The sequence below is a fragment of the Amycolatopsis sp. M39 genome (assembly GCF_001651785.1).
Taxonomy (GTDB): Bacteria; Actinomycetota; Actinomycetes; order Mycobacteriales; family Pseudonocardiaceae; genus Amycolatopsis; species Amycolatopsis rubida.
The window spans coordinates 80,737-103,819 of the sequence record NZ_LWSF01000022.1; the positions used below are offsets into that span (position 1 = coordinate 80,737).

At 69.5% G+C, this 23,083-nt stretch carries 21 protein-coding genes and 1 pseudogene; 9 read left to right on the forward strand and 13 right to left on the reverse strand.

Features of this window, described 5'->3' with window-relative positions:
* Window positions 1-26: 26 nt before the first annotated feature.
* Both A4R44_RS33725 and A4R44_RS33730 read left to right on the forward strand, forming a co-directional pair.
* Window positions 27-341 (forward strand): hypothetical protein, encoded by a 315-nt coding sequence (locus tag A4R44_RS33725; protein WP_067589723.1) that lies wholly within the window; start codon window positions 27-29, stop codon window positions 339-341.
* Between the two features lie 190 nt (window positions 342-531).
* A complete protein-coding gene (locus A4R44_RS33730) occupies window positions 532-1,818 on the forward strand; it encodes an amidohydrolase (protein WP_067589726.1) in 1,287 nt (428 codons plus the stop codon).
* Between the two features lie 608 nt (window positions 1,819-2,426).
* Here A4R44_RS33730 and A4R44_RS33735 read toward each other — a convergent pair.
* Entirely contained in the window at window positions 2,427-2,879 is a 453-nt protein-coding gene (locus tag A4R44_RS33735; RefSeq protein ID WP_198545537.1) for a gamma-glutamylcyclotransferase, read from the reverse strand.
* 131 nt (window positions 2,880-3,010) lie between these two features.
* On the opposite strand from A4R44_RS33735, the gene A4R44_RS33740 reads away from it, so the two are divergent.
* The 5 genes from A4R44_RS33740 to A4R44_RS33760 all read left to right on the forward strand — a co-directional run bounded on the left by A4R44_RS33740 (window position 3,011) and on the right by A4R44_RS33760 (window position 7,307).
* A complete protein-coding gene (locus A4R44_RS33740) occupies window positions 3,011-4,414 on the forward strand; it encodes an NAD(P)H-quinone dehydrogenase (protein WP_067589732.1) in 1,404 nt (467 codons plus the stop codon).
* A gap of 78 nt (window positions 4,415-4,492) precedes the next feature.
* The gene (locus A4R44_RS33745; protein ID WP_067589735.1) at window positions 4,493-4,945 is read left to right on the forward strand and encodes a hypothetical protein; all 453 of its coding nucleotides are present in this window, start codon (window positions 4,493-4,495) and stop codon (window positions 4,943-4,945) included.
* Between the two features lie 198 nt (window positions 4,946-5,143).
* Window positions 5,144-5,782 (forward strand): hypothetical protein, encoded by a 639-nt coding sequence (locus tag A4R44_RS33750; RefSeq protein ID WP_067589738.1) that lies wholly within the window; start codon window positions 5,144-5,146, stop codon window positions 5,780-5,782.
* A gap of 58 nt (window positions 5,783-5,840) precedes the next feature.
* Window positions 5,841-6,425 (forward strand): class F sortase, encoded by a 585-nt coding sequence (locus tag A4R44_RS33755; RefSeq protein ID WP_067589741.1) that lies wholly within the window; start codon window positions 5,841-5,843, stop codon window positions 6,423-6,425.
* An 84-nt stretch (window positions 6,426-6,509) separates the two neighbouring features.
* Window positions 6,510-7,307 carry a VOC family protein gene (locus A4R44_RS33760; protein WP_067589744.1) on the forward strand — a complete coding sequence of 266 codons (798 nt, stop codon included), beginning with the start codon at window positions 6,510-6,512 and terminating at the stop codon, window positions 7,305-7,307.
* 311 nt (window positions 7,308-7,618) lie between these two features.
* Here the strand turns inward: A4R44_RS33760 and glpK are convergent, their stop codons facing one another.
* Complete coding sequence (gene glpK, locus A4R44_RS33765; protein ID WP_067589747.1) at window positions 7,619-9,127, reverse strand: glycerol kinase GlpK; 1,509 nt, start codon at window positions 9,125-9,127, stop codon at window positions 7,619-7,621.
* A gap of 22 nt (window positions 9,128-9,149) precedes the next feature.
* Window positions 9,150-9,899 carry an MIP/aquaporin family protein gene (locus A4R44_RS33770; protein WP_067589998.1) on the reverse strand — a complete coding sequence of 250 codons (750 nt, stop codon included), beginning with the start codon at window positions 9,897-9,899 and terminating at the stop codon, window positions 9,150-9,152.
* Window positions 9,900-10,106: 207 nt separating this feature from the next.
* Between A4R44_RS33770 and A4R44_RS33775 the strand changes: the two genes are divergently transcribed.
* Complete coding sequence (locus A4R44_RS33775; RefSeq protein WP_067589750.1) at window positions 10,107-11,876, forward strand: glycerol-3-phosphate dehydrogenase/oxidase; 1,770 nt, start codon at window positions 10,107-10,109, stop codon at window positions 11,874-11,876.
* Between the two features lie 42 nt (window positions 11,877-11,918).
* Here A4R44_RS33775 and A4R44_RS33780 read toward each other — a convergent pair whose 3' ends face one another.
* The 6 genes from A4R44_RS33780 to A4R44_RS33805 all read right to left on the reverse strand — a co-directional run bounded on the left by A4R44_RS33780 (window position 11,919) and on the right by A4R44_RS33805 (window position 17,023).
* On the reverse strand, window positions 11,919-12,452 hold the full coding sequence (locus A4R44_RS33780) for a GNAT family N-acetyltransferase (RefSeq protein WP_198545538.1): 534 nt from the start codon (window positions 12,450-12,452) through the stop codon (window positions 11,919-11,921).
* 89 nt (window positions 12,453-12,541) lie between these two features.
* Window positions 12,542-13,819 carry a sensor histidine kinase gene (locus tag A4R44_RS33785; protein ID WP_067589756.1) on the reverse strand — a complete coding sequence of 426 codons (1,278 nt, stop codon included), beginning with the start codon at window positions 13,817-13,819 and terminating at the stop codon, window positions 12,542-12,544.
* Window positions 13,804-14,184 carry a DUF1707 domain-containing protein gene (locus A4R44_RS33790; protein WP_067589759.1) on the reverse strand — a complete coding sequence of 127 codons (381 nt, stop codon included), beginning with the start codon at window positions 14,182-14,184 and terminating at the stop codon, window positions 13,804-13,806. The genes A4R44_RS33785 and A4R44_RS33790 overlap by 16 nt, the downstream gene beginning before the upstream one ends.
* A gap of 8 nt (window positions 14,185-14,192) precedes the next feature.
* Window positions 14,193-14,753 (reverse strand): DUF1707 domain-containing protein, encoded by a 561-nt coding sequence (locus A4R44_RS33795; RefSeq protein WP_067589762.1) that lies wholly within the window; start codon window positions 14,751-14,753, stop codon window positions 14,193-14,195.
* A 54-nt stretch (window positions 14,754-14,807) separates the two neighbouring features.
* Window positions 14,808-16,601, reverse strand: a complete 1,794-nt coding sequence (locus A4R44_RS33800; protein WP_067589765.1) for an acetyl/propionyl/methylcrotonyl-CoA carboxylase subunit alpha — start codon at window positions 16,599-16,601, stop codon at window positions 14,808-14,810.
* Between the two features lie 101 nt (window positions 16,602-16,702).
* Window positions 16,703-17,023: an SAV_915 family protein gene (locus A4R44_RS33805; RefSeq protein ID WP_093575869.1), complete on the reverse strand. Its 321-nt coding sequence runs from the start codon at window positions 17,021-17,023 to the stop codon at window positions 16,703-16,705.
* Window positions 17,024-17,052: 29 nt separating this feature from the next.
* Here A4R44_RS33805 and A4R44_RS33810 point away from each other — a divergent pair, with 29 nt between their 5' ends.
* Entirely contained in the window at window positions 17,053-17,772 is a 720-nt protein-coding gene (locus A4R44_RS33810; protein WP_067589768.1) for a hypothetical protein, read from the forward strand.
* Window positions 17,773-17,814: 42 nt separating this feature from the next.
* Here the strand turns inward: A4R44_RS33810 and A4R44_RS33815 are convergent, their stop codons facing one another.
* The 4 genes and pseudogenes from A4R44_RS33815 to A4R44_RS33830 form a co-directional block, all read right to left on the reverse strand.
* Window positions 17,815-19,161, reverse strand: a complete 1,347-nt coding sequence (locus tag A4R44_RS33815) for a dicarboxylate/amino acid:cation symporter (protein ID WP_067589771.1) — start codon at window positions 19,159-19,161, stop codon at window positions 17,815-17,817.
* Between the two features lie 103 nt (window positions 19,162-19,264).
* Window positions 19,265-19,876 (reverse strand): nucleoside triphosphate pyrophosphatase, encoded by a 612-nt coding sequence (locus tag A4R44_RS33820; protein ID WP_067589774.1) that lies wholly within the window; start codon window positions 19,874-19,876, stop codon window positions 19,265-19,267.
* A 799-nt stretch (window positions 19,877-20,675) separates the two neighbouring features.
* Window positions 20,676-22,303: pseudogene (locus A4R44_RS33825) on the reverse strand (DHA2 family efflux MFS transporter permease subunit).
* Window positions 22,284-22,892 (reverse strand): PadR family transcriptional regulator, encoded by a 609-nt coding sequence (locus tag A4R44_RS33830; RefSeq protein ID WP_067589777.1) that lies wholly within the window; start codon window positions 22,890-22,892, stop codon window positions 22,284-22,286. Before A4R44_RS33830 ends, A4R44_RS33825 begins: the two are co-directional and overlap by 20 nt.
* Window positions 22,893-23,083 lie beyond the last annotated feature (191 nt).

The following is a 23,083-nucleotide window of genomic DNA, read 5'->3' on the forward strand; positions in this document are numbered from 1 at the left end:
CACGGTGACGGCGTAGAAGGGAAGTCATGGCGAAGGTGCGGGGACTGCTGCTGGCCGGTCTGCTCGGCGTGCTGCTCACCGGAGTGCTGCCGGCGGCGGCGTTCGCGGCGACCCCGGCTCCGGCCTCGGTCACCGTGGCGGCTGAGACGGCGATCACGCAGGTGAACGTCCTCCGCCAGGCCCCGCCCGGACCGGTGCTGGACCCGTCCCAGACCGACAAGGCCAACGCCGACAAGACGAAGAAGAACCTCATCGCCGGCGGGGCCGCGGTGGTGCTGCTCGCCATCGTGTTCTTCGGCCGCCGCCACCGCATCAAGCGCCGCAAGGCCCAAGGCGGCTGAGCTTTCCGGCGTTCACCCACGCCGAACTTCGTCAGCCGTTCGCCGCAGATCCGCTACCGGCCGTCTTGGTCGAACGGCGGCGCACCGCCGCTTGCCACCTGCATGGTGCACGATCGACTGCAATGCGTAAGACAGATCGATCGGCACGGTGCGTGTTCCCCTGCGCTCGTGTTGCGGGAGGAGGTGCGGCGTGACGGTGCTGGACTCACGGCCGGACGTTCCAGGTGACCACAACCCGATCGCGGCGCCCGGCGCGCTGCTGACCGAAGCCGGCGTCAGCATGGCTCCGGTGGAAGACCTTGGCGCGGGCCGCGGCCCGTTTTGGCTGGACGACTGGCTGCGCGCGAACGCGACCGACGTGCTCGCGTGGCGGCGGCACATCCATGCCCACCCCGAGCTGTCGCGCAACGAGTTCGCGACGACCGAGCTGATCGTCTCGCTGCTGAGCCGGGTCGGGCTCAAGCCGTGGGTGCTGCCCGGCGGCACCGGCGTGGTGTGCGACATCGGCAAGGGCGAACGCTGCGTCGCGCTGCGCGCGGACATCGACGCGTTGCCGCTGACCGAGGACACCGGCCTGCCGTATTCCTCCACCACCGAGGGCGCGGCGCACATGTGCGGCCACGACGCGCACACCGCGATCCTGCTCGGCGCCGGTCGCGCCCTCGCCGGTGCGCCCGAGCTGCCCGGCCGCGTGCGGCTGATCTTCCAGCCCGCGGAGGAGGTCATGCCCGGCGGTGCGCTGGACATGGTCGCCGCGGGAGCGCTGGAGGGCGTCGAGCGGATCTACGGCCTGCACTGCGACCCGCGGCTCGAAGCGGGCAAGGTCGGCACCCGGGTCGGCGCGCTGACCTCCGCCGCCGACCTGATCGAACTGCGCCTGACCTCGCCCGGCGGGCACACCTCGCGGCCGCATCTGACCGCTGACCTGGTGTACGCGCTCGGCACGGTCATCACGTCGCTGCCCTCGGTGCTGTCCCGGCGCGTCGACCCGCGGTCGGGCACGGTGCTGGTGTGGGGCGCGGTGCACGCCGGACAGGCCGCGAACGCGGTCCCGCAGGACGGCGTCCTGCGCGGCACGCTGCGGACCGCCGACCACGAGGTGTGGAAGGCGCTGGAGCCGCTCGTCGCGTCATCGGTGGAATCGCTGCTGGCCCCGACCGGGGTCGGGTTCTCGCTCGACTACCGGCGCGGCGTGCCGCCCGTCGTTTCCGACGAGGAGTCGACCGCGCTGATGCGCGCTGGTGTCGAGGCGGCGGTCGGCGAGACGGGGCTCGCCGGGACGGAACAGTCGTCCGGCGGCGAGGACTTCGGCTGGTACCTGGAGCACGTCAGCGGGGCCTTCGCCCGGCTCGGCGTGTGGTCCGGTCCGCCCGCTCCGCAGGCCGACATCCACCGCCCGACGTTCGTTCTCGACGAGCGCGCGCTGCTCGTCGGAGTGCGCACTTTGGTGCACACCGCACTGGCCTCGCTGGCCTGAGTTATCCACAGGCACCGCGTCGATGTGGATAACTCAGGCGGGTGAGAAGTACCCCTCATGCGGGGGTGTCAGCGAGGAGTTACCCGGCGTGGTCTAGACCGGTCGTACCTCTGCCGCGGCCTGTTTACCGAGAGTAATTCCGGACTTTTGTGCTACCCCGGTGCGGCGGTGGGTCGTTGGCCGCCGATAGTGGATTTCGTGTTGCGCGGCAACGGCTTTGGCGGAACCCGGGGCTGTCCGCGGCGCTCCGCCGACCTGATTTCTGCTGTCATTTCCGGTGACGCACTGCTGTTTTTCCTGCGCTTTGCGGTGCTGGATGCCCATGTGGGTGAGCCTCTGCCGTGTGGTATTGGGTGGCGGTCCGGTCAGCGGGTGGAGCACCTCGTCGCATGGAGTTATCCACAGGGTGGTGCCGTTGGGGACAACTTTCGGCCCCCGGCCGCGGCGAGTGTGGATGACTCCGGAAGCGAGCGTTCTGGGCCGTCTCGGGCGAGGTCGAGGCCACCGGTTTGCTTCGCCTCTCGAACGGCTGAAAGCCGGTGAAGGGCGCCTTGAGGGGATCAGGCTCCCTCAAGGAGCCCTTCACCGGCAGTAAGCCGGAGCGAGCGTCAGCCGCTGATCCCGGTGCACGGCCGGGTGCGCAGATCGTCCACGTAATCCACCGGGGCCCCAGCCGCCTCCGCGGCGTCCGCCAGCACCCCGAGATACCTCGCCGAGGGCAGCCCGCCCTCGTAGGCGTCCAGGACGTAGAGCCAGGCCACCGTCGACCCGTCCATCGTCTGGACCCGCAGCCGGATCTTCGTGTGCATCCCCAGCTCGCCGCCTTCCCAGCGGTCGAGCCGTTCCTCGTCGAGCCCGGTCACGTCGTAGAGCACCACGAACACCCGCGAAGACGGGTCCTCGACGATGGTGGCCAGCGCGCCTTCCCACCCGATGTCCTCGCCGCCGAAGGTCAGCCGCCAGCCTTCCAGCCAGCCGGTGCCCGCCATGGGCGAGTGCGGGGCGCGCTCCAGCATCTGGGCGGGCTCCATGTTGGATCCGTAAGCGGCATACAACGGCACGCGGCACAGCCTAGCGACCCGTCCTTCGCACGATGGGATGCACATGCCGTGTCCGGGCACTTCGCTTGCCGGTCAGGTTCGCCGCGTAGGGTCAGGACCACCGCCAAGCACGCGTACCTAGGAGGACCCCGGTGACCAGGATCGTGATCATGGGTGGCGGCCCGGCGGGCTACGAAGCCGCCTTGGTCGCGGCGCAGCACGGCGCCGACGTGACGATCGTCGAGCGGGACGGCCTGGGCGGTGCCTGTGTCCTCTACGACTGCGTGCCCTCGAAGACGTTCATCGCGTCGTCCGGTGCGCTCGCGAAGATGCACGACCTCGGCGAACTCGGCATCAACACCGATCTCGCGGACACCACCGTCGATCTGCCGACTGTCCACGGTCGCGTGAAAGGCCTGGCGCTCGCGCAGTCGGCCGACATTCGCGCCCGCGTGCAGCGCGAGGGCGTTCGCGTGATCACCGCCGAAGCCCGGTTCGCCGACGACGAGCCCGGTCTGGCCACGCACACGGTGGAGATCACGCACGCCGAAGGGACGGTCGAATCGCTGTCCGCCGACGTCGTGCTGATCGCCACCGGGGCCACCCCGCGCGTGCTGCCCGGCGCGGTGCCGGACGGCGAGCGGATCCTGGACTGGCGGCAGCTGTACGACCTCACTGAGCTGCCCGAACACCTCGCGGTGATCGGATCCGGCGTCACGGGTGCCGAGTTCGCGTCCGCGTACACCGAGATGGGCGTGAAGGTCACCGTCGTGTCCAGCCGGGACCGCGTGCTGCCGCACGAGGACGCCGATGCCGCCGCGGTGCTCGAAGAGGTCTTCACCCAGCGCGGCACCACGGTGGCCAAGCAGGCCCGTGCGGAACGCGTCGAGCGCACCGAGAAGGGCGTCGAAGTTCACCTGGCCGACGGTCGCGTGATCGAGGCAAGCCACGCGCTGATGACCGTCGGGTCCATCCCGAACACCGCGGACATCGGTCTCGACCGCGTCGGCATCGAACCCGGCCCCGGCGGCTTCATCGCGGTGGACCGGGTGTCGCGCACGAGCGTCCCCGGCGTGTACGCGGCGGGCGACTGCACCGGCGTGCTGATGCTGGCGTCCGTGGCGAGCATGCAGGGCCGCATCGCGATGTGGCACGCGCTGGGTGAGGGCGTCGCGCCGATCAAGCTCAAGACTGTCGCGGCGAACGTGTTCACCCACCCGGAAATCGCGACCGTCGGCATCAGCCAGCAGGCGATCGACTCGGGCGAGGTGCCCGCGCGCACGATCATGCTCCCGTTGGCGACCAACGCGCGCGCGAAGATGGAAGGCCTGCGCCGAGGTTTCGTGAAGCTGTTCTGCCGTCCTGCCACCGGTGTGGTGGTCGGCGGCGTCGTGGTCGCGCCTTCGGCGAGCGAGCTGATCCTGCCGATCGCACTGGCCGTGCAGAACCAGCTGACGGTGGACCACCTGGCGCTGACCTTCTCGGTGTACCCGTCGCTGTCCGGATCGATCACCGAAGCGGGCCGCCAGCTCATGCGGCACGACGATCTGGACTAATTTTTCGCGTCCGGGCAACCGCGTGCCGCACACCGCGTCTTGCGGGGTGAACACGGGTGGCACGGGGAAGGAACGAGGGTGCGCAAGAGCGCGATTTTCGCGGTGGCGGCGGCGATCGGATCGGCCGGGACAGCGGTCCCGGCGGTGGCGGCGGACGGTCCGGCCCCCGATCCGGTGACGGTGCAGCTGAACCAGGACACCGCGGTGCTGCACGGCCGGGTGAACGCCTACCAGCGCGGCGCTGACCCGAACCTCGCGCTCGCCTACTGCCCGGGAGCCAAGGCGGGCACGGCGGCGTTCAGTTCGCCCGTGCTGAAGTTCTCGCAGTACTTCTACGGCGAGATGGTCGGGGTGAAGGCCACGATGAACGCGCACGCGAACCTGGTGCCTGGCACCAAACCCGGCAGTTATCCGCTCACCGTCACGTGCGCCGGGAAGCAGTACAACGCGACGTTCACCGTGCCCGCCGCGCAGGTGTCCCGGGTGCCCCGGGGCGCGGCGAAAGCGGGCGACGGGAGCCTCGCCGGCTGATCGTCCATGCTTGCCCAAAACCGCCGGAAAACTGTTTCCGGCGGTTTTTTCGTTCCCAGGGCAACCCCGCGGCGGGCGGAGACGTCTTGATTGTTGTCGGAACGAAAACGCCCGGGCCGCAGGGGGAACTGTCGGCCGGGCGCGGATTCGCCGCCGTTGTTTCGCGGCGGGAATCGCATTTTCATCAAGGGGAGAGTCATGAAGCGTACCGTTGTTTTCTCCACCCTCGTCGCCGCCGGAATGCTTTCGGCCGCACCGGCTTTCGCCGCCGAAGCGCCCACCACGCCGCCCGCGACGAGCACTGCCGGCGCACCGTCTTCCTCGCCCGCTACCGAGGAACCGACGGATGGCAACGCCGGCGTGCCCAAGGCGTTCATCCGGGTGCTGCCGTCCTCCGGCCACGCCGGGGACCGTGTCACGGTGCGGGTCGGCTGCGAGGCCTCGGAGATCCAGAACCTGAGTTCGGCGGCGCTGCAGTTCGGCAAGCTGCACCCGGTCGGCCCGCAGAACGACCCGTCGAAGGCACCTGTCTCGCAGGGCACCGCGACTGTTCGCAACGGCGTGAAGCCCGGCACGTACAAGGTTTCGTTCTTCTGCGGCAGCGGCGACCTCACCACGAAGTTCACCGTGCTGGGCGCGAAGCCCGCCCCGAAGCCGACGCCCGCGCCGAAGCAGGTCAGCAAGGTCCCGTCCGGCGCGCCGCAGACCGGCGGCACGGACGGTCCGGTCGCGGACAACCAGTCGAACCTCGGCCTGCCGATCGCGGCCGGCGCGATGGGCGTGCTCGCCCTCGGCGGCACCGGGCTCGTCGCGGCGCGTCGTCGCCAGCGTGGCTGACTAGTCTCCTGGGCCTGGCTGCTTTCGCGCGGCCAGGCCTGGGCGGATCGGGGGAAAGATGATCAGGAAGACACTTGCCGCGGCTTCCGTCGCGCTCGCCGCGCTGCTGGCCGGATGCTCGGTCGGCTCGACGACCGCGGCGCCCGCTTCCAGCGTTCCGCCGGTTTCGTCGGCCGCCCTGCCGAAATCGGAGCCGGTCTCGCTGGACATCCCGCGCATCGACGCGCATTCCAGCCTGGTGCCGCTCGGCCTCAATCCCGACAATTCGGTCCAGGTCCCGCCGGTCAGCACACCCTTGCAGGCCGGTTGGTACGAAAACGGCCCGACCCCCGGCGAGATCGGCCCCGCGGTCGTCCTTGGCCACGTCGACGGAAACAAGCACAAAGGGATCTTCTACCGGCTCAAGGAAATGAAACCGGGAGACGACGTCGACATCGCCCGCCGCGACGGCTCCACCGCGCACTTCGAGGTGACCAAAGTGGACCAGGTGCCCAAGGACGTCTTCCCGACCGACGCGGTCTACGGGGACACTTCGGACCCGGAACTGCGGTTGATCACCTGCGGCGGCGCGTTCGACCGGGCCGAGCACAGCTATGTGGACAACATCATCGTGTACGCCCACCTGGTGAACGGCGGGCAATGACCTCGCGCATTGAACAAGACGCCCCCGATTTTGCCGGTCCCCGGTGCGACACTGTGGCGGTTGGCACAATTCTGGGAGGCACGCATGATCACCAGGACGCAACCGTGGCCCGCGGGCACACCGTGCTGGGGCGACTTGATGGTGCCTGACCGCGGCAAGGCGGTCACGTTCTACGAGTCGCTGCTCGGCTGGACAGTCGAATCCGGCGGCCCGGAGACCGGTTATTACGGAATGGCGCGGATCGGGGGCAGGCCGGTCGCGGGCATCGGGCAGATCCCGCCGGAGCAGGCAGGCATGCCGCCGAGGTGGACGACGTATCTGGCAGTGTCCGACGCGGACAAAACGGCAGCCGCGATCGCCGAGGCGGGCGGACAGGTCATCGCACCGCCGATGGACGTCCTGACCGAAGGCCGGATGGCCATCGCGACCGACCCGGCCGGGGCGACGTTCGGCCTGTGGCAGCCGGGCCGGCACTCCGGCACGCAGGCGACGCTGACGCCCGGGGCTCCCGCGTGGAACGAATGCATGACCCGGGATTTCGCCGCGGCCAAGCAGTTCTATGGCGATGTGTTCGGGTATGGCTTCGGCGACATGTCCGGGCCGGGCTTCACGTACGCGACACTGGACGTCGACGGCAGGCCGGTTGGCGGCCTCGGCGAGTTGTCCGCGGACAGCCCGGCGTCGCCTGGGTGGGTGACGTACTTCTGGACCGCCGACGCGGACCAGTCGGCAGCGCGGATCCCGGAACTGGGCGGCACGGTGGTGAGCCCGCCGACGGACACGCCGCACGGCCGGATGGCGATCGCGGTGGACGACCAGGGGGCGGGGTTTTCGCTGATGGCACCCAACACCCAGTCCGGAACTCAGGACGGGTGGGGGTGAGGTTCGTCCGGACCTCGCGCAACCGGCTCGGACGAGCTGGCTGAGAGGCGAGGTAGGCGGCGCACGCCATCGGACTGAGCGGGGGCCACCTGGCCGTCGCGCGGTGCGGAGCGGGCTGACTCTGCCGCAGTCTTGCCGAGTTGAGCTGGTGGTGGGTCGCGCCGCTGTGGCGGTGGGCTGGGCGGCGCTGGGCCAGAAGTACGTGAGGGGAGCCCTGAGGGAATCAGCTTCCCTCAGCGCTCCCCTCACGACCCGTCACTCAGCCAGGCGGCAAGCCCTCGCGGCGGACGCGGAAGAGCCTGCGGGAAGGCTCAGTCCTCCACCCAGTCGAAGGTCTTCGTCACCGCCTTCTTCCAGTTCCGGTATTCCTTCTCCCGGCGGGACTCGTCCATCGCCGGGTCCCACTGCTTGTCCTTGGCCCAGTTGGTCCGGATGTCGTCCTCCGACTCCCAGAACCCGACCGCCAGCCCGGCCGCGTACGCCGCGCCCAGTGCGGTCGTCTCGTTCACCACCGGGCGGATCACCGGCACGCCGAGGATGTCCGCCTGGAACTGCATCAGCAGTTCGTTCACGACCATCCCGCCGTCGACCTTCAGCGACTTCAGCGGGACACCCGAGTCGGCGTTCATCGCGTCGATCACCTCTCGCGACTGGAACGCCGTCGCCTCCAGCACCGCCCGCGAGAGGTGGCCCTTGTTCACGAACCGGGTCAGGCCGACGATCGCGCCCCGGGCGTCGGAGCGCCAGTACGGGGCGAACAGGCCCGAGAACGCGGGCACGAAGTACGCGCCGCCGTTGTCCTCGACCGTCCGGGCGAATTCCTCGATCTGGGCCGCCGACGAAATCAACCCCAGGTTGTCGCGCAGCCACTGCACCAGCGAACCGGTGACCGCGACCGAACCCTCCAGTGCGTACACCGTGTCGTTCGAGCCGATCTTGTAGCAGACCGTCGTGAGCAGGCCGTTTTCCGACATTACCTTCTCCGTGCCGGTGTTCAGCAGCACGAAGTTGCCGGTGCCGTAAGTGTTCTTGGCCTCGCCCGGCGAAAGGCACGCCTGGCCGAACGTCGCCGCCTGCTGGTCGCCCAGGATGCCCGCGATCGGCACTTCGGCGAGGGCTCCGCGCGGGCGGACCTTGCCATACACCTCCGACGATGACCGGATCTCCGGCAGCATCGACAGCGGGATCCCCATCTCCGCCGCGATGTCCTCGTCCCACTGCAAGGTGTCGAGGTCCATCAGCAGCGTGCGCGACGCGTTCGTCGGGTCCGTCACGTGCACGCCGCCGTCGGTGCCGCCGGTCATGTTCCACAGCACCCAGGTGTCCATGTTGCCGAACACCAGATCGCCCGCCTCGGCTCTGGCCCGCGCGCCCTCGACGTTGTCGAGGATCCACTTGATCTTCGGGCCGGAGAAGTACGTCGCGAGCGGGAGGCCGGTCTTCGATCGGTAGCGCTCCTGGCCGCCGCCGAGCGCCCCCAGTTCGCCGGCGATCTTGTCGGTGCGGGTGTCCTGCCAGACAATCGCGTTGTACACCGGCTTTCCGGTGTTGCGGTCCCACACGAGCGCCGTCTCGCGCTGGTTGGTGATGCCCACCGCGGCGATGTCGGTCGGCCGCAGGTCGGCCTTGGCGAGCGCGCCCGCCGCGACGGCGCGGGTGTTTTCCCAGATTTCCTCGGCGTTGTGCTCGACCCAGCCCGCCTTCGGGAAGATCTGCTCGTGCTCGCGCTGGTCGACCGCGACGACACGGCCGGAGTGGTCGAAGATCATGCAACGCGTCGACGTGGTGCCCTGGTCGATCGCGGCGACATACGAAGTCATGGATTCCCTCCGGAAAGCTGGGTCAGGTCAGGTTGTGCACGGCCAGGTACACCAGCGCCGCCAGCGCGGCGCCGACGAGCGGACCGAGGACCGGCACCCACGAGTAGTTCCAGTCCGGGTCGCGCTTGCCCTTGATCGGCAGCAGGAACGCGTACGCGATCCGCGGGCCGAGGTCGCGGGCCGGGTTGATGGCGTAGCCGGTCGGCCCGCCGAGAGAGATGCCGACCACCAGCACGATGAACGACACCCCGGCATAGCCCAGCGCGGTGTTGCCGAAGGTCGGCGTCCCGTCCGCGGCGGTCTTGAACGCCGGGGTCAGCAGGATCCAGCCGACCAGCACGAAGGTGCCGATGATCTCGGTCACCAGGTTCCACGCCTTGTTCCGGATCTGCGGGGCGGTGGAGAAAATGCCGAGCGTCTCCTCCGGATTCGGATGGTCGTCGAACTGCAGTTTGTAGGTCAGCCAGCACAGCACGGCGCCGAGAATCGCGCCGAGCATTTCGCCGATCAGATAGAACGGCACGTCCGCCCACGAAACCTTGCCCGAAATGGCCAGGCCGAGCGTGACCGCCGGGTTCAGGTGCGCACCGGTCGGCGCGGCGATGCTGGCCCCGGCGAACACGCCGAAAGCCCACCCGAAAGTGATGAACAGGGTTCCGGCTTGAAAGCCGTTGTTCTTGCGCAGCACGACGTTGGCGACCACGCCGTTGCCCAGCAACAGGAGCACCGCTGTCCCCAGCAGCTCCCAGACGATGATCGCGCCCGGACTCAGACTCACGCTTCCCGCACCTCCACACTGGACAGTCTGTGCAGGGCCGATCACGTCCGGCCACAGCCCCGTCGCCGACCCCAGTCCGCGGCACGTTACCGGTGCGTACGCGCGCAATCCATAAGCCGGGCGAAGCAATGTGACCATGATCGTCATGGGTTCCGCCACACGTGTCACCTCGGGGTCAGCAGACGATCACGCAAGCGTGCGATGCTGGGGAAGGTGGAGCACGAGGAGGAACGAGTGGTGACGAATCCGCACAGCGGCAGCGACCCGGCCCGGCTGGGTCCGGCGGGCCGGGAGGAATCCTGGCGGCGCTTCGGCGACGAGACCTTCGACCTGGTCGTGATCGGCGGCGGCGTCGTCGGCGCGGGCACCGCGCTCGACGCGGCGACCCGCGGCCTGCGGGTGGCTCTCGTCGAGGCCCGCGACCTGGCATCCGGCACGTCGAGCCGGTCCAGCAAGCTCTTCCACGGCGGCCTGCGGTATCTCGAACAGCTCGAGTTCGGCCTGGTGCGCGAAGCGTTGCACGAGCGCGAGCTGATGCTGACGAAGATCGCGCCGCACCTGGTGAAGCCGGTGAGCTTCCTGTACCCGCTGACGCACCGGATCTGGGAGCGTCCGTACACCGCCGCCGGGCTGCTGATGTACGACACGATGGGCGGTGCCCGGTCGGTGCCGGGCCAGAAACATCTCACCCGCGCGGGTGCCCTCCGGATGGTCCCCGCGCTCAAGCGGTCGGCGCTGATCGGCGGCATCCGGTATTACGACGCGCAGTCGGACGACGCCCGGCACACGATGACCGTCGCGCGCACCGCGGCGCATTACGGCGCGGTGGTCCGGACCTCCACCCAGGTCGTCGGCTTCCTGCACGAGGCGGACCGGATTTCCGGCGTGCGCGTGCGCGACGTCGAGGACGGCCGCGAGACCGAGATCCACGCCGGCGCGGTGGTCAACTGCACCGGCGTGTGGACCGATGAACTGCAGCGGCTCTCCGGCGGCCGTGGCCGCTTCCGCGTGCGCGCCAGCAAGGGCGTGCACATCGTGGTTCCGCGCGACCGGATCGTGTCGGAGTCGGGGATGATCCTGCGCACCGAGAAGTCGGTGCTGTTCGTCATCCCGTGGCGCAACCACTGGATCGTCGGCACCACCGACACCGACTGGAACCTCGACCTCGCGCACCCGGCAGCCACCAAGCACGACATCGACTACCTGCTCGAACACGTGAACTCGGTGCTCGCGACGCCGTTGACGCACGACGACATCGAAGGCGTGTATGCGGGTCTTCGTCCGCTGCTGGCCGGCGAGAGCGAAGAGACGTCGAAGCTGTCGCGCGAGCACGCGGTCGCGCGGGTCGCGCCGGGTCTGGTCGCGATCGCGGGCGGCAAGTACACGACGTACCGGGTGATGGCGGCCGACGCCGTCGACGCCGCGGTGGTCGACCTGCCGGGCCGCCCGCCGTCGTCCATCACCGACAAGGTCCCGCTGCTCGGCGCGGACGGCTACCACGCGCTGGTCAACCAGGCCGACCACCTGGCCGCGGAGCACGGACTGCACCCGTACCGCGTGCGGCACCTGCTCGACCGCTACGGCTCGCTGGTGCACGAGGTGCTGGCACTCGCGGCGGACCGGCCGGAGCTGCTCAAGCCGATCGAGTCGGCACCGGACTACCTCGGCGTGGAGGTCGTGTACGCGGCCAGCCACGAGGGTGCGCTGCACCTGGAGGACGTCCTCGCCCGGCGTACGCGGATCTCCATCGAGTACGCCCACCGCGGCGTCGACTGCGCCGAGCAGGTCGCCCACCTGGTGGCCGGCGTGCTGGGCTGGTCGGAGGAGGCGGCCAAGCGCGAGGTCGAGGTCTATCGGGCGCGGGTCGAGGCGGAGCGGGATTCGCAGCTGCAGCCGACGGACGAGTCGGCGGATGCGTTGCGGGCCGCTGCTCCGGAGGCTCGGGCCGGGTTGATCGAACCGGTCAGCTGAGAGGTCGTGAGTGTTTACGCCGGTGCGGACCGGCGTAAACACTCACGAGGGCTTGAGCACCCACCTGATGAGCTTTTCCCCGCTAGGCGAGGGCCGCTCCTCCGCCCCGACCCGGCTGAACCCGGCGCGGCGCGCCACCACCTCGGACGCGGTGTTGCTTTCGTCGTGCCGGTAAGCGATCTCGTGCAGCCCCAAGCGGGCGAATCCGAACTGGATCGCGGCCGAAAGCGCTACTGCCGCAATGCCTTTGCCCCGTTCGGCCGGATGCGTCCACACGGACGCTTCGGCGGTGCCGAAGTCGAGGTCCAGATCGCGCAGCCCCACTTCGCCGAGCAGGCGGCCAGTCGCCGGTTCGGCCACGGCCCATGAGCAGCGCTCGTCGCACGCCCACTGTGCGGCGCGCAGCGTCACGTACTCGGTGGCTTCGTCGGGGGTGCGCAACCGGTAGTTCAGCACGTACCGCCGATGCCGCGGGTCCGCGAACGCCTCCATCAGCGCGGGCCGGTCGTCGAGATGCCGGTCCGCGCGCAGCTGACGCAGGTAGTACGCGCCCGCGTTGATTTCCACGGGTTCCACAATTCGAGCCTAGTCGTCCGGAGGTGGGAAACAGCTGAGCGCCGCGTCACGACCGGGCGGACGCAGGGGGAAAAACCCGCCAAACCGAGTCACGCCGAACCGGGCGAAGGGATCGCCGGGAACTCCGCGTGCACGGCGGTCCCTTCCCCTCGCGCGGACTCGACAGTCAGTGAACCCGCCACCCGTTGCACCCGCTGACGCATGGCTTCCAGGCCGAAACCGGTGCCTTCGCCGCGGTCGCCGGGGGCGAAACCTCTTCCGTCGTCCCGGATGTCGAGCATGACCAGGTCGCTCGTGTAGGTGAGCGTGATGCCGATCCGGTCGGCGTGTGCGTGTTTTTCCGCGTTGGCCAAGGCTTCCTGTGCCACCCGGTACAGCGCCACCTCCAGCTCGGGCAGCAACGGCCGGGCATCGCCTTCGACTGCGGCGGTCACCTTGGCACCGGAGGTGCCGGACACTCGATTCGCCAAGCCCGCCAACGCTTCCGGCAGGTGTGAGTCCGCCAGCGGTTCCGGTCGCAACGCTTGAACCGCTCGGCGCGCCTCGGTGAGGCTGTCTTTCGCCAGCGTGTGCACGTGGTCGAGGTGCCGTTGCCGATCCGCGGCTTCGGTGGCCCGGTCGGCGGCCTGCAACTGGGTGACGATGCCGGTCAACCCCTGGGCGACAGTGTCGTGAATTTCGCGAGCCATGCGCTGTCGCTCGTCGAACACGCCTGCCTCGCGGGCTTGGGTGAGCAATTGCGCGTGCAGTGCCGCGTTCTCCGTTAAGGCCGTTTCCAGCTGCGCGTTCGATTGCGCGAGTTTTTCGTTGGTGCGACGGCGTTGCTCGTTTTCCGCGCCGACGAACCACGCCGCGTACAGGATCGGCCCGACGATCGACACCGCGGTGATCCATGGCGGTGAAGGTTGCCAAATGCCCTTGGCCAGCAACGGAACCACTGCGGTCGCGGCCGCCGCGAAGATGCTCCAGCGCGTCGGGAACAACACGAACGCGATCGGGTAACCGATCGAGGCGAAGGCGGTGAACGGATCCAGCCGCGAGGTGAGCAGGGTCGCGCTGGCCAGCAGCACAATGAAGAATCCGATGGCCAGCCACGGTTTCCGGGTGCGCCGCGGGAAGACCGGGATCAGCACCAGCAGCCACAGTCCGCTCGCCGCGGCGAGAAGCAGCGTGGTGCGCCATTGCGCGGGATCGCCGTGCGGCTGACCGGCGGCGACGATCGTGCACACCGCGAGTGCCAGAATCCCGACCCCGGCGAACATCGGGCCCGCCCGTCGTTCGGTCTTCGGATCGACCGAACCCGGCCGCAGCCCCATTATCGGGCTCGGCCGCGGCGCGCGTTCCGGCGGGCTCAGCGCCGCCGCCATCCGCTGAACAGGATCAGCAGCAACGGCAGCGCGAACACGATCAGCAACCGTCCGCGCGTCACGATGAGCACGACGACCGCCAAGGCGATGGAAAGCGGCACCGAATACCGCCACACGAACGCGCCCAGCTTGCCGTTGCCCGCGGGCACGACCGGTTCCGGCCGGGCCGTGGCCAGCAACGCGCTCGGTCGCGGCGAAGGCAAGTCGTCGAACAGCGGCACCAGTTCGCTGACCAGCTTGGCTGACGTGACCTTCGCCGAGCGGCTGCCGTACTCGTCGATGTCGAGGCGTCCAGTGCGGACGTGCTCGGAGAGGACGTCGAGCGCGTCCTGTCGTTCGGCGTCGCTCAGCCGCAGGTCAGCCATGGTCCGCTTCAGCGGTCCAGCCGGCGCTGCCGCCGGTGCTCGTCACGCATCGCGCGGAACTCCTCACGGCGTTCCCGATGCCGGTCGTGGCGGTGGTGATGGTCATGGTGTTCGAAACCCCTGCCCCAGAGCGCGCGGCCGACCGCGGTGAGCGCGATCGGCGCGAAGATCACCGGCCATCCCGCGGCTCCGGTGGCGATCAGGGCGATCGCCGCGATCCACACCAGCGGAACCAAGGCGGCGGCAGCGCGTTGCCCAGCCGACCAGTCCGGCTGCCGGGCGGCCACCTCGCCGGACGCGGCGGGCTGCGGCACGGACATCGGCGGTGGTGCCACCGCCGGTTCGGGCGCGGCGGTCGCGCCCGCGCCGAACACCGGATGCGGCACCGGAAGGTCGGTGAACAACTCGCCCAGCTCGCCCCGGGTTTTGGCCGCGGTGATCCGGGCGGAACGTTCGTCGAACTCGTCGATGTCGATCCGCCCCGCGCTCATGTGCTCACCGAGCGCATGCAGCGCGGACTCTCGCTCCTGGTCGCTGATCCGCAGCTGCGGAGACGGAACCTCAGTCACGTAGTCGATGGTAGGCCGCGCGAGCGCGCGGCACCCACGACATTCGGCACAACTTCAGTCCTTGAGCTCCAAGAGTTGCGTTCCCTGCGTGACCGCGGAGCCGATCTCGACCGAAAGCCCGGTGACCGTGCCCGCTTTGTGCGCGGTTACCGGGTTTTCCATCTTCATCGCTTCGAGCACCACGATCAGCTCGCCCGCTTCGACGTGCTGGCCTTCCTCGACCGCGATCTTCACGATGGTGCCCTGCATCGGCGCGGTGACCGCGTCGCCACTCACCGCTGCCTTCGCGCCGCCTGCCCGCTTGCGCGGCTTGGCTTTCGTCGCCGCGGGCGCACCGCCGCCTTCGAGGGCGAACCCGCCCGGCAGCGACACCTCGAGCCGGCGTCCGCCGACCTCGACCACGACGTTCTGCCGCGGCGTCTCCTCCTCGGCCTCGACCTCGGGCGCGGTGAACGGCTCGATCTGGTTGTCGAACTCGGTCTCGATCCAGCGGGTGTGCACGCTGAAGCCGGTTTCGTCGCCGATGAACGCCGGGTCGTTCACGATCACGCGGTCGAACGGCAGCACCGTCGCCATGCCCTCGACCTTGAACTCGGCCAGCGCGCGACGGCTGCGCTCCAGCGCGTTCGCCCGGTCCGAACCGGTGACGATGAGCTTGGCGAGCATCGAGTCGAACTGGCCGCCGATCACGCTGCCGGATTCGACGCCGGAGTCGACGCGCACGCCCGGCCCGGACGGGGCGACGAACTTGGTCACCGTGCCCGGCGCGGGCAGGAAGCCGCGGCCGGCGTCCTCGCCGTTGATGCGGAACTCGATCGAGTGGCCGCGCGGCGTCGGGTCCTCGGTGATCCGGAGCTTCTCGCCGCGGGCGATGCGGAACATCTCGCGGACCAGGTCGAGGCCGGTGGTCTCCTCCGAGACCGGGTGCTCGACCTGCAGCCGGGTGTTCACCTCGAGGAAGGAAATGGTGCCGTCGGTCGCGACGAGGTACTCGACGGTGCCCGCGCCGTAGTAGCCGGCTTCCTTGCAGATGGCCTTGGCGGACTCGTGGATCCGGGCGCGCTGGTCGTCGGACAGGTACGGCGCGGGAGCCTCTTCCACCAGCTTCTGGTGGCGGCGCTGCAGCGAGCAGTCACGGGTGCCCACGACGATCGCGTTGCCGTGCTGGTCGGCCAGCACCTGCGCCTCGACGTGCCGCGGCTTGTCCAGGTAGCGCTCCACGAAGCACTCGCCGCGACCGAACGCGGCCACCGCCTCGCGCGTCGCGGACTCGAACAGCTCAGGGATTTCTTCGCGGGTGCGGGCGACCTTCAGGCCGCGGCCGCCGCCGCCGAACGCCGCCTTGATCGCGACCGGCAGGCCGTGCTCGTCGGCGAACGCGATGATCTCGCCGGCGTCCTTGACCGGCTCCTTGGTGCCGGGCACCAGCGGCGCGCCCGCGCGCGTCGCGATGTGCCGCGCGGTCACCTTGTCGCCGAGGTCGCGGATCGACTGCGGGCTCGGTCCGATCCAGGTCAGGCCCGCGTCGAGGACGGCTTGGGCGAACTCGGCGTTCTCGGAAAGGAAGCCGTAGCCGGGGTGGACCGAATCGGCACCGGACCGCTTGGCGGCGTCGAGGATCTTGTCGATCGCGAGGTAGCTCTCGGCCGCGGTGTTCCCGCCGAGGGCGAACGCTTCGTCGGCGAGACGCACGTGCGGAGCGTCGCGGTCCGGGTCCGCGTACACGGCCACGCTCTGCAGGCCCGCGTCCTTCGCGGCCCGGATCACGCGAACCGCGATCTCGCCCCGGTTCGCGACCAGGATCTTGGTCACCGGACCGCCTGTGCTCGCGGTGTCCTGCTCGCTCACCACATACCTCCCGTGCCCGTCGCCGCGCTGCTGGTCAACCGGGAGTCTACGGACCCAGGCAGGGCCTGGATTGAGAGGTGGACCACCCAGTTCGGTCCTGTTTATACCCGTCCGGCCGGAGCCTGATGCCGCAGTCGCGCCGGTAGTTCGGAGTCGAGCACGATGACGTCGTAGGGGTTGACCTGGTGCACCAGCGCCAGGTTTTCGGTGTTGACCAGGATCCACGGCTGGTGCTCGCCGCAGCAGTCGACGAGCCGGTCGAGCGCGGTGAACGCGACCAGCGCGGTGCGGCCGTCGGGGGTGCGGCGCAGTTCGACGTTGGCTCCGGTCTGGCCGTCGGTGGTCGGGCCGGTGGGGCCGGTCGGCAGGTAAAGGGCCGGGGGCAGATTGGGGTTCGTCACTCCGACAACATAGACGGACACGGTGTGCAAGGTCGCTTACAGTCTCGGATATGCGGACTTGGCCGAAGCGCGTCCCGCGATCCGCGCTGCTTACCGCCGTTCTCGCGGCGGTGGTCACGGCGGCGGCGCTCGTCGTGGTCGTCGTGCTGCGCCCGAAGCCGGACAACGCGGTGACCATGGCACCGCGCGAGCCCGCGGCGGCTCCGGTGGAAGGACCGTCCTCGACCTGCGGAAACGGTCCGTGCAAGCAACTGGCCGCAGTGAGCGTCGGCGGTACCCCGGTCGTGTTGCTGGCGGACGCCGCTGGCGGATCGGGCCGGGTCCAGGTCGGGCAGCAGCCGTTCGAACTGGCGATCACGAACCTGGGCGCGAAGCTGACGGCGACTTCCCTGCGCTGTATCGACGGGTCCACCGCCGCGTGCCTGATCCGCGGCGACGCGGCCGGCGGTTCGTACGGCGAACTGCTCACCGAGTCCGGCGGGGTGTGGCGCGACTACGGCAAGCCGTATTTCTCTGACGCCGGCTCGCTGTCGCTCTACGACGTGAGCCAGGACGGCCGTCCGGACGTGATCGTCGTCCGGCACGAATGCCCGAAGGCGGTGTCCGGCACGCCGCGCTGCCAGGCGGCTCCGGTGGTAGCGGAGGTGTACGAACTCGACGGCGAGGTGATGGGCTGCACCAGCACCGTCACCGCGCCGTCGGATTTCCGGGGCTGGCCGGATGTGGAGCTGAAGAAGTCCCAGCTGCGGCGTTGTTCCGGCAACTCGTGAGCGGCGATCCCGGTTCTGACCGGGATCGCCGCTCACGAGACTTCAGGCAGTGGCGGGCCGCGCGGCACCGCCCTCGTCGCGATGGTCCGGACGAGCGGTTTGCGTGTGGAGGATTTCCTCGTCGAGCAGGCCCTCGCTGCGCGCGACGATCGTCGGGACGACGATCTGGCCCGCGACATTCGTGGCGGTGCGCATCATGTCCATGATCGGGTTCACCGAGTAGATCAGCGCGATGCCGAGTGCGACCTGCTTGGCGTCGAGCCCGATGAACGCGGTGGTCAGGGTGAGCGCGGTCAGCCAGCCGGTGGTGCCCGCGGTGGCCAGCGCGCCGACCACGGCGACGACCACGATGCCGGCGTACTGGCCGAAGCTCAGCGGCACCCCGGCGAGGTTGGCGATGAAGATCGCGCCGATCGCCGGGAACACTGCGGCGCAACCGTCCATTTTGGTCGCGCTGGCGAGCGGAGTGGCGAAGGCGGCGTACCCGGGGTCGACGCCGAGGTTCACCGCGGACTGCCGGGTCAGCGGCAGCGTGGCCGAACTCGACTGCGACGCGAACGCGAATTGGATCGCGGTGCCCGCCTTGGCGAAGAACGTCAGCGGGTTCACCTTCGCGACGAACTGCAGCAGGATCGGGTAGACGACGAACAGGACCAGCAGGCAGCCGACGTACACCGCGATCGTGGTCGACAGCAGCGGGCGGAACAGCGCGTCGCCGTAGTTGGAGACGGCGGCGCCGATCAGGCCGATGATGCCGATGGGCGCGAGGCGCACGATCCAGCCGAGGTAGCGCTGGATGATTTCGAAGACGCTCGTGGTGAAGTCGACGAACGGCTTCGCCTTGTCGCCGAGGCTGTAGGCGGCGGCACCGATCACGACGGCGAGGAACAGTACCTGGAGCGTGCTGCCCTCGGCGAAGGCGGAGAAGAAGTTCTCCGGCAGCAGGCCCTTGATGAAGGCATCCCAGGAGCCCCAGTTGCTCATGCTCTTCGCGGCCTTGTCGGCGTTTTTCGCGGTGGCCGCGACGCCCTCGCCGAGCCCGCCGGAGCCGGGGTTGAACAGCTTGCCGATCGCGATCCCGATCAGCGAGGCGATGAACGACGTAATCGCGAACCACAGCACGGTCTTGCCGCCGAGCCGCGCGGCGGTGCGGCCGCCGCCGAGGCCGCGGAGGCTGTTGATGCCGACCACGATCGCGGTGAAGACCAGCGGGATCACCGCGATCTGCAGCAGCGTCGTGAAGATCGTGCCGATATGGTCGAGGGTGTCGGTCAGCCAGCCGGCTTCAGTCGCCCGCGCGAGCACGCCGAGACCGGCGCCCACGACAAGCGAACCGAGGACGGCCGCGGCGAACACGCGCGGCTTGGTGTACGTCCTGACGAAGGACATGTGCCACCCCAGAGAGGTCGAGAGTTTCCACTGACCCGGATGCGGGCCAGCGTCGACTTTCCCCGATCACTCGTCCGAGTGACACATCGTCCCAATATGTGAACTAGTTCCACATTTCGGTGACGCTGACGCCCACCTCGGCGAGGAGCTGGCGCAGCAGCGGAAGACTGATCCCGATGACGCTCGACGGGTCCCCTTCGACGCCCTCGACGAACCACCCGCCGAGCGCGTCGAGCGTGAACGCCCCCGCGACGTGCAGCGGTTCGCCGGTGGCGACGTAGGCGTCGATCTCGGCCTGGCTGGGGTCGGCGAAGTGCACGGTGGTGGACCGGGTGCCGGAGGCTTCCTTGGTGCGCTGCCCGCCGTCGATCCGGACCACGGCGTGCCCGGTGAGCAGGACGCCGGAGCCGCCTGCCATCCGGGCCCACCGCTGCTTCGCGACCTCGGCGGTAGCGGGCTTGCCGACCATCTCGCCGCCGATGGAAAGCATGGAATCGCAGGCGACGATCACGGCATCGGGTTCGGAGACCATTTCGACGACGGCATTGGCCTTGGCCTTCGCGAGAGCCGAGACGAGGTCGGCGGGTTCCGGATCGGTGAGCGCGGCCGCGACAGCGTCCTCATCGACACCGGACACGACGACGGCCGGATCGAGACCGGCACTGCGCAGGACGGCGAGGCGGGCGGGGGACTGGGAGGCGAGGACTAGACGCACGTGCGAACGCTACCCCGGTGGGGCGGGGTCAGGGGGCGTGGCCCGGGAGGGTTGGCGTGCACTGGGCTGGGGGGAGCAGTTGAGCCACGTCGTGGCTTCTTCGCCGAGGGTGGGCGAGTTCTGCCGGGGCCGTGGCGGCCGCTGGAGTCGCAGCCGCAGCGGTGGTGGCGGCGGGGGCGGGGGCGGCGGTCGGAGCTGGAGCCGGGGCGGCAGCCGAAGTCGCGGCTGGAGCCGGAGCGGTGGCGGCGGCGGGATCCGGGGCGGTGGCCGGAGTCGCGGCTGTGGCGGGAGCCGGAGTGGTGGCTGTAGCGGGAGTCGGGGTGGTGGCTGTGGCGGGAGCGGTGGTGGTGGCGGGAGNGGCGGGAGCGGTGGTGGTGGCGGGAGTCGGGGTGGTGGCTGTGGCGGGAGCGGTGGTGGTGGCGGGAGTCGGGGTGGTGGCTGTGGCGGAAGCGGTGGCGGTGGCGGGAGCCGGGGTGGTGGCGGGAGTCGCGGCTGTGGCGGGAGCCGGAGTTGTGGCTGCGGCGGGAGCGGTGGCGGGAGCTGGAGCCGGGGCGGCAGTGGCGGCCGGAGACGGTTCGTTCGGTTTTCTCGGCCTTGTCCGGGCTCGGTTCGCGCGGTCTTCCTCGGCGGAAGTTCCGAGTTGCGCTGTCTCACCAGCTTGACCCGTCGGCTCCTGCCCGTCCGCCGCCACCTGGCGCGCCCCGCCTGGTGCCGTGCGCCACCCTGCTGCCGCGGCCTCCCCGGTCGCCTGCCGTGCCCCGGCTGGGTTGGCGGCCAGCCGGGGCAGGGGGTCAGCCGGTCATCGGGCTGGTTCCGGGGTTGGGGCGGTCGGCGCTGGTGCGTGCGGCCGAGGGGACACCCGGCGCAACGCCGCTGCCGACAGGACTCCCAGTACCAGCACCGCGATCGGCAGGATCAGCGTCGCGCGGGCGGCGTCGGTGAGTCCATTGTGGACGACCTCGCTGGCGAGGCGGCCCGCTTGTGCGGCGAGGTCCGCCGGGAGGCCCGGGATGGCCGCTGGGCCGCCGGAGCCGCCGAACTCGCCGGTCGAGGCGGCGGCGTGGGCGATTCCTTCGGTGAACGGGGTGCGGTACTGCTCCGGCAGTTGCGCGGCCGCGGTGGCGGCTTCGCTCGTGATCGAGGCGCTGATCCTCGCTTGCAGGAGCACGCCGATCGCGGCGCTGCCCAGTACTCCGCCTACCTGGCGGGCGGTGTTGAAGATGCCCGAGGCGGTGCCGGTGAGCCGCGGTTCCACCGACGCCATCGTCAGGTTGCTCATCGGCGAGAAGATGCAGCCGACGCCAAGGCCGCAGACCAGCAGAGCAGGGATCAGCGCCCACGGGCTCGTGTCCGGCCGTGCTTGCAGCGCGATGATGCCGACGCCCGCGGCCAGCAGGGCCAGGCCGCCCATCACCAGGTACTTGCCGTTGATTTTGTCCGAAGCGCGGCCGACGAAGGGCGCGATCACGCCGGACAGCAGCGACATCGGGGCGGTGAGCAGGCCGGCCATGGTGGGGGAGAGGCCGAGCACCGTCTGGATGTAGATGATCAGCGGGAGGAACATGCCGGTCATCGTGAAGCCGACCGTCGTCGCGGTGAGCGTGCCCGCGGAGAAGTTGCGGTTCGCGAACACCTGCAGCGGGACCAGTGGTTCCCGGCGGTTGTAGCGCTGCCACAGCACGAAGGCGATCAGCAGCGCCACCCCGGCCCCGATGATTTCGAAGACCGTGATGCCGCCGAACACCGTGCCCCAGTCGTACTGCTGTCCATTTTGGACACCGAAGACGACGCAGAACAGTCCGGCCGCGGACAGCAGGATGCCGATCAGATCGAACNATCGAACGAGTGCGAGTGTTTCGGCTGCCAGTCCGGCACCAGCCACAGCGTCAGCGCGATGGCGACGACGCCGATCGGCACGTTCACATAGAAGATCCACTCCCAGCCGAGGTGCTGCACCAGCACGCCGCCCAGCAGCGGGCCGGTGATCGTGGCCAGGCCCGCCACGCCGCCCCACGCACCCATCGCCGCGCCGCGCTTCGCGGGCGGGAACAGGTGGCTGATGAACGCCAGCGTCTGCGGCGTCATCAGTGCGGCACCGAGGCCTTGCACGGCACGGGCGGCGATCAGCATCTCGACGTTGCCGGACAGCCCGCACCACAGCGACGAAGCGGTGAACACGACGAGCCCGGCGACGAACACGCGCTTCGGGCCGAAGCGGTCGCCGAGGCGGCTGGTGAACAGCATCGGCACGGCGTAGGTGAGCAGATAGACGCTGATCACCCACACCACCGAGTTCAGCCCGGTGTCGAGGTGCTGCAGCATGGCGGGCACCGCGATGGACACGATCGTGGTGTCCAGCAGGATCATGAAGAACCCGATGCAGAGCGCGCTGAGCGCGGCCCACGGGTTAACCGGTCTTGCGTTCATCGTTTTCCTTGAGCTTGAGTTTCTTGTCCTGGAAAGGGATCCGGCCGCTGTCGAGGTCCGCGAACAGCTGCTCGATCCATGCCAGCTCGAACTTCCGCTGCGCCGCGCTGTAGCGGAAGTCGAGCCAGTAGATGTCGGGGGTGCCGTCGGATTCCAGGCGGCTGACGAGCACCGCGTCCGACGCCACGGCCGCGCGCAGCCGGGTGATGCGGTGCTCCAGCTCGAACAGCGCGACGTCGCGTCCGAGGTCGTCGATCACGGCGAGCCCGCTGAGCAGGTCGCTGTACTCCGGCACCACGTCGCCCAGCATTTGCCGGGCTCGTTCCTGGAAGGCGTCTTTGCCCGCGGCTGTCATGGCATACACCGTGCGCTCCGGCCGTTTGCCGTCTCGCTGTGTCTCGACCGCATCGACGAAACCGTTGCGCTGCAACCGATCCACCGTGTGATAGAGCGAGCCGGCCTTGAGCTTCACGCGGGCTTCGACGTGCCGTTCCCGCATGAGCTGGGCCATTTCGTACGGGTGCATCGGCCGCTCGTGCAGCAGCTCGAGCACGGCGACGCCCAGTGCCGTGAGCTTGGCCGCGACCATGACGGTATTCCTCCAGAAGATCCAATCGAGTGACCCAACGTGGGTTATTCCACGTGGACTATACGGTGTGGAGCAAACTGCGGTCCAGTGTGATCTGTGCTGGTGAGCAGCTTGTCGCTGACAGTGATGGGTGGTGCGTGATGGGGCGAGCGTAACTCCGACCACCGACAAAAACCGGCGATCGCCTGTTC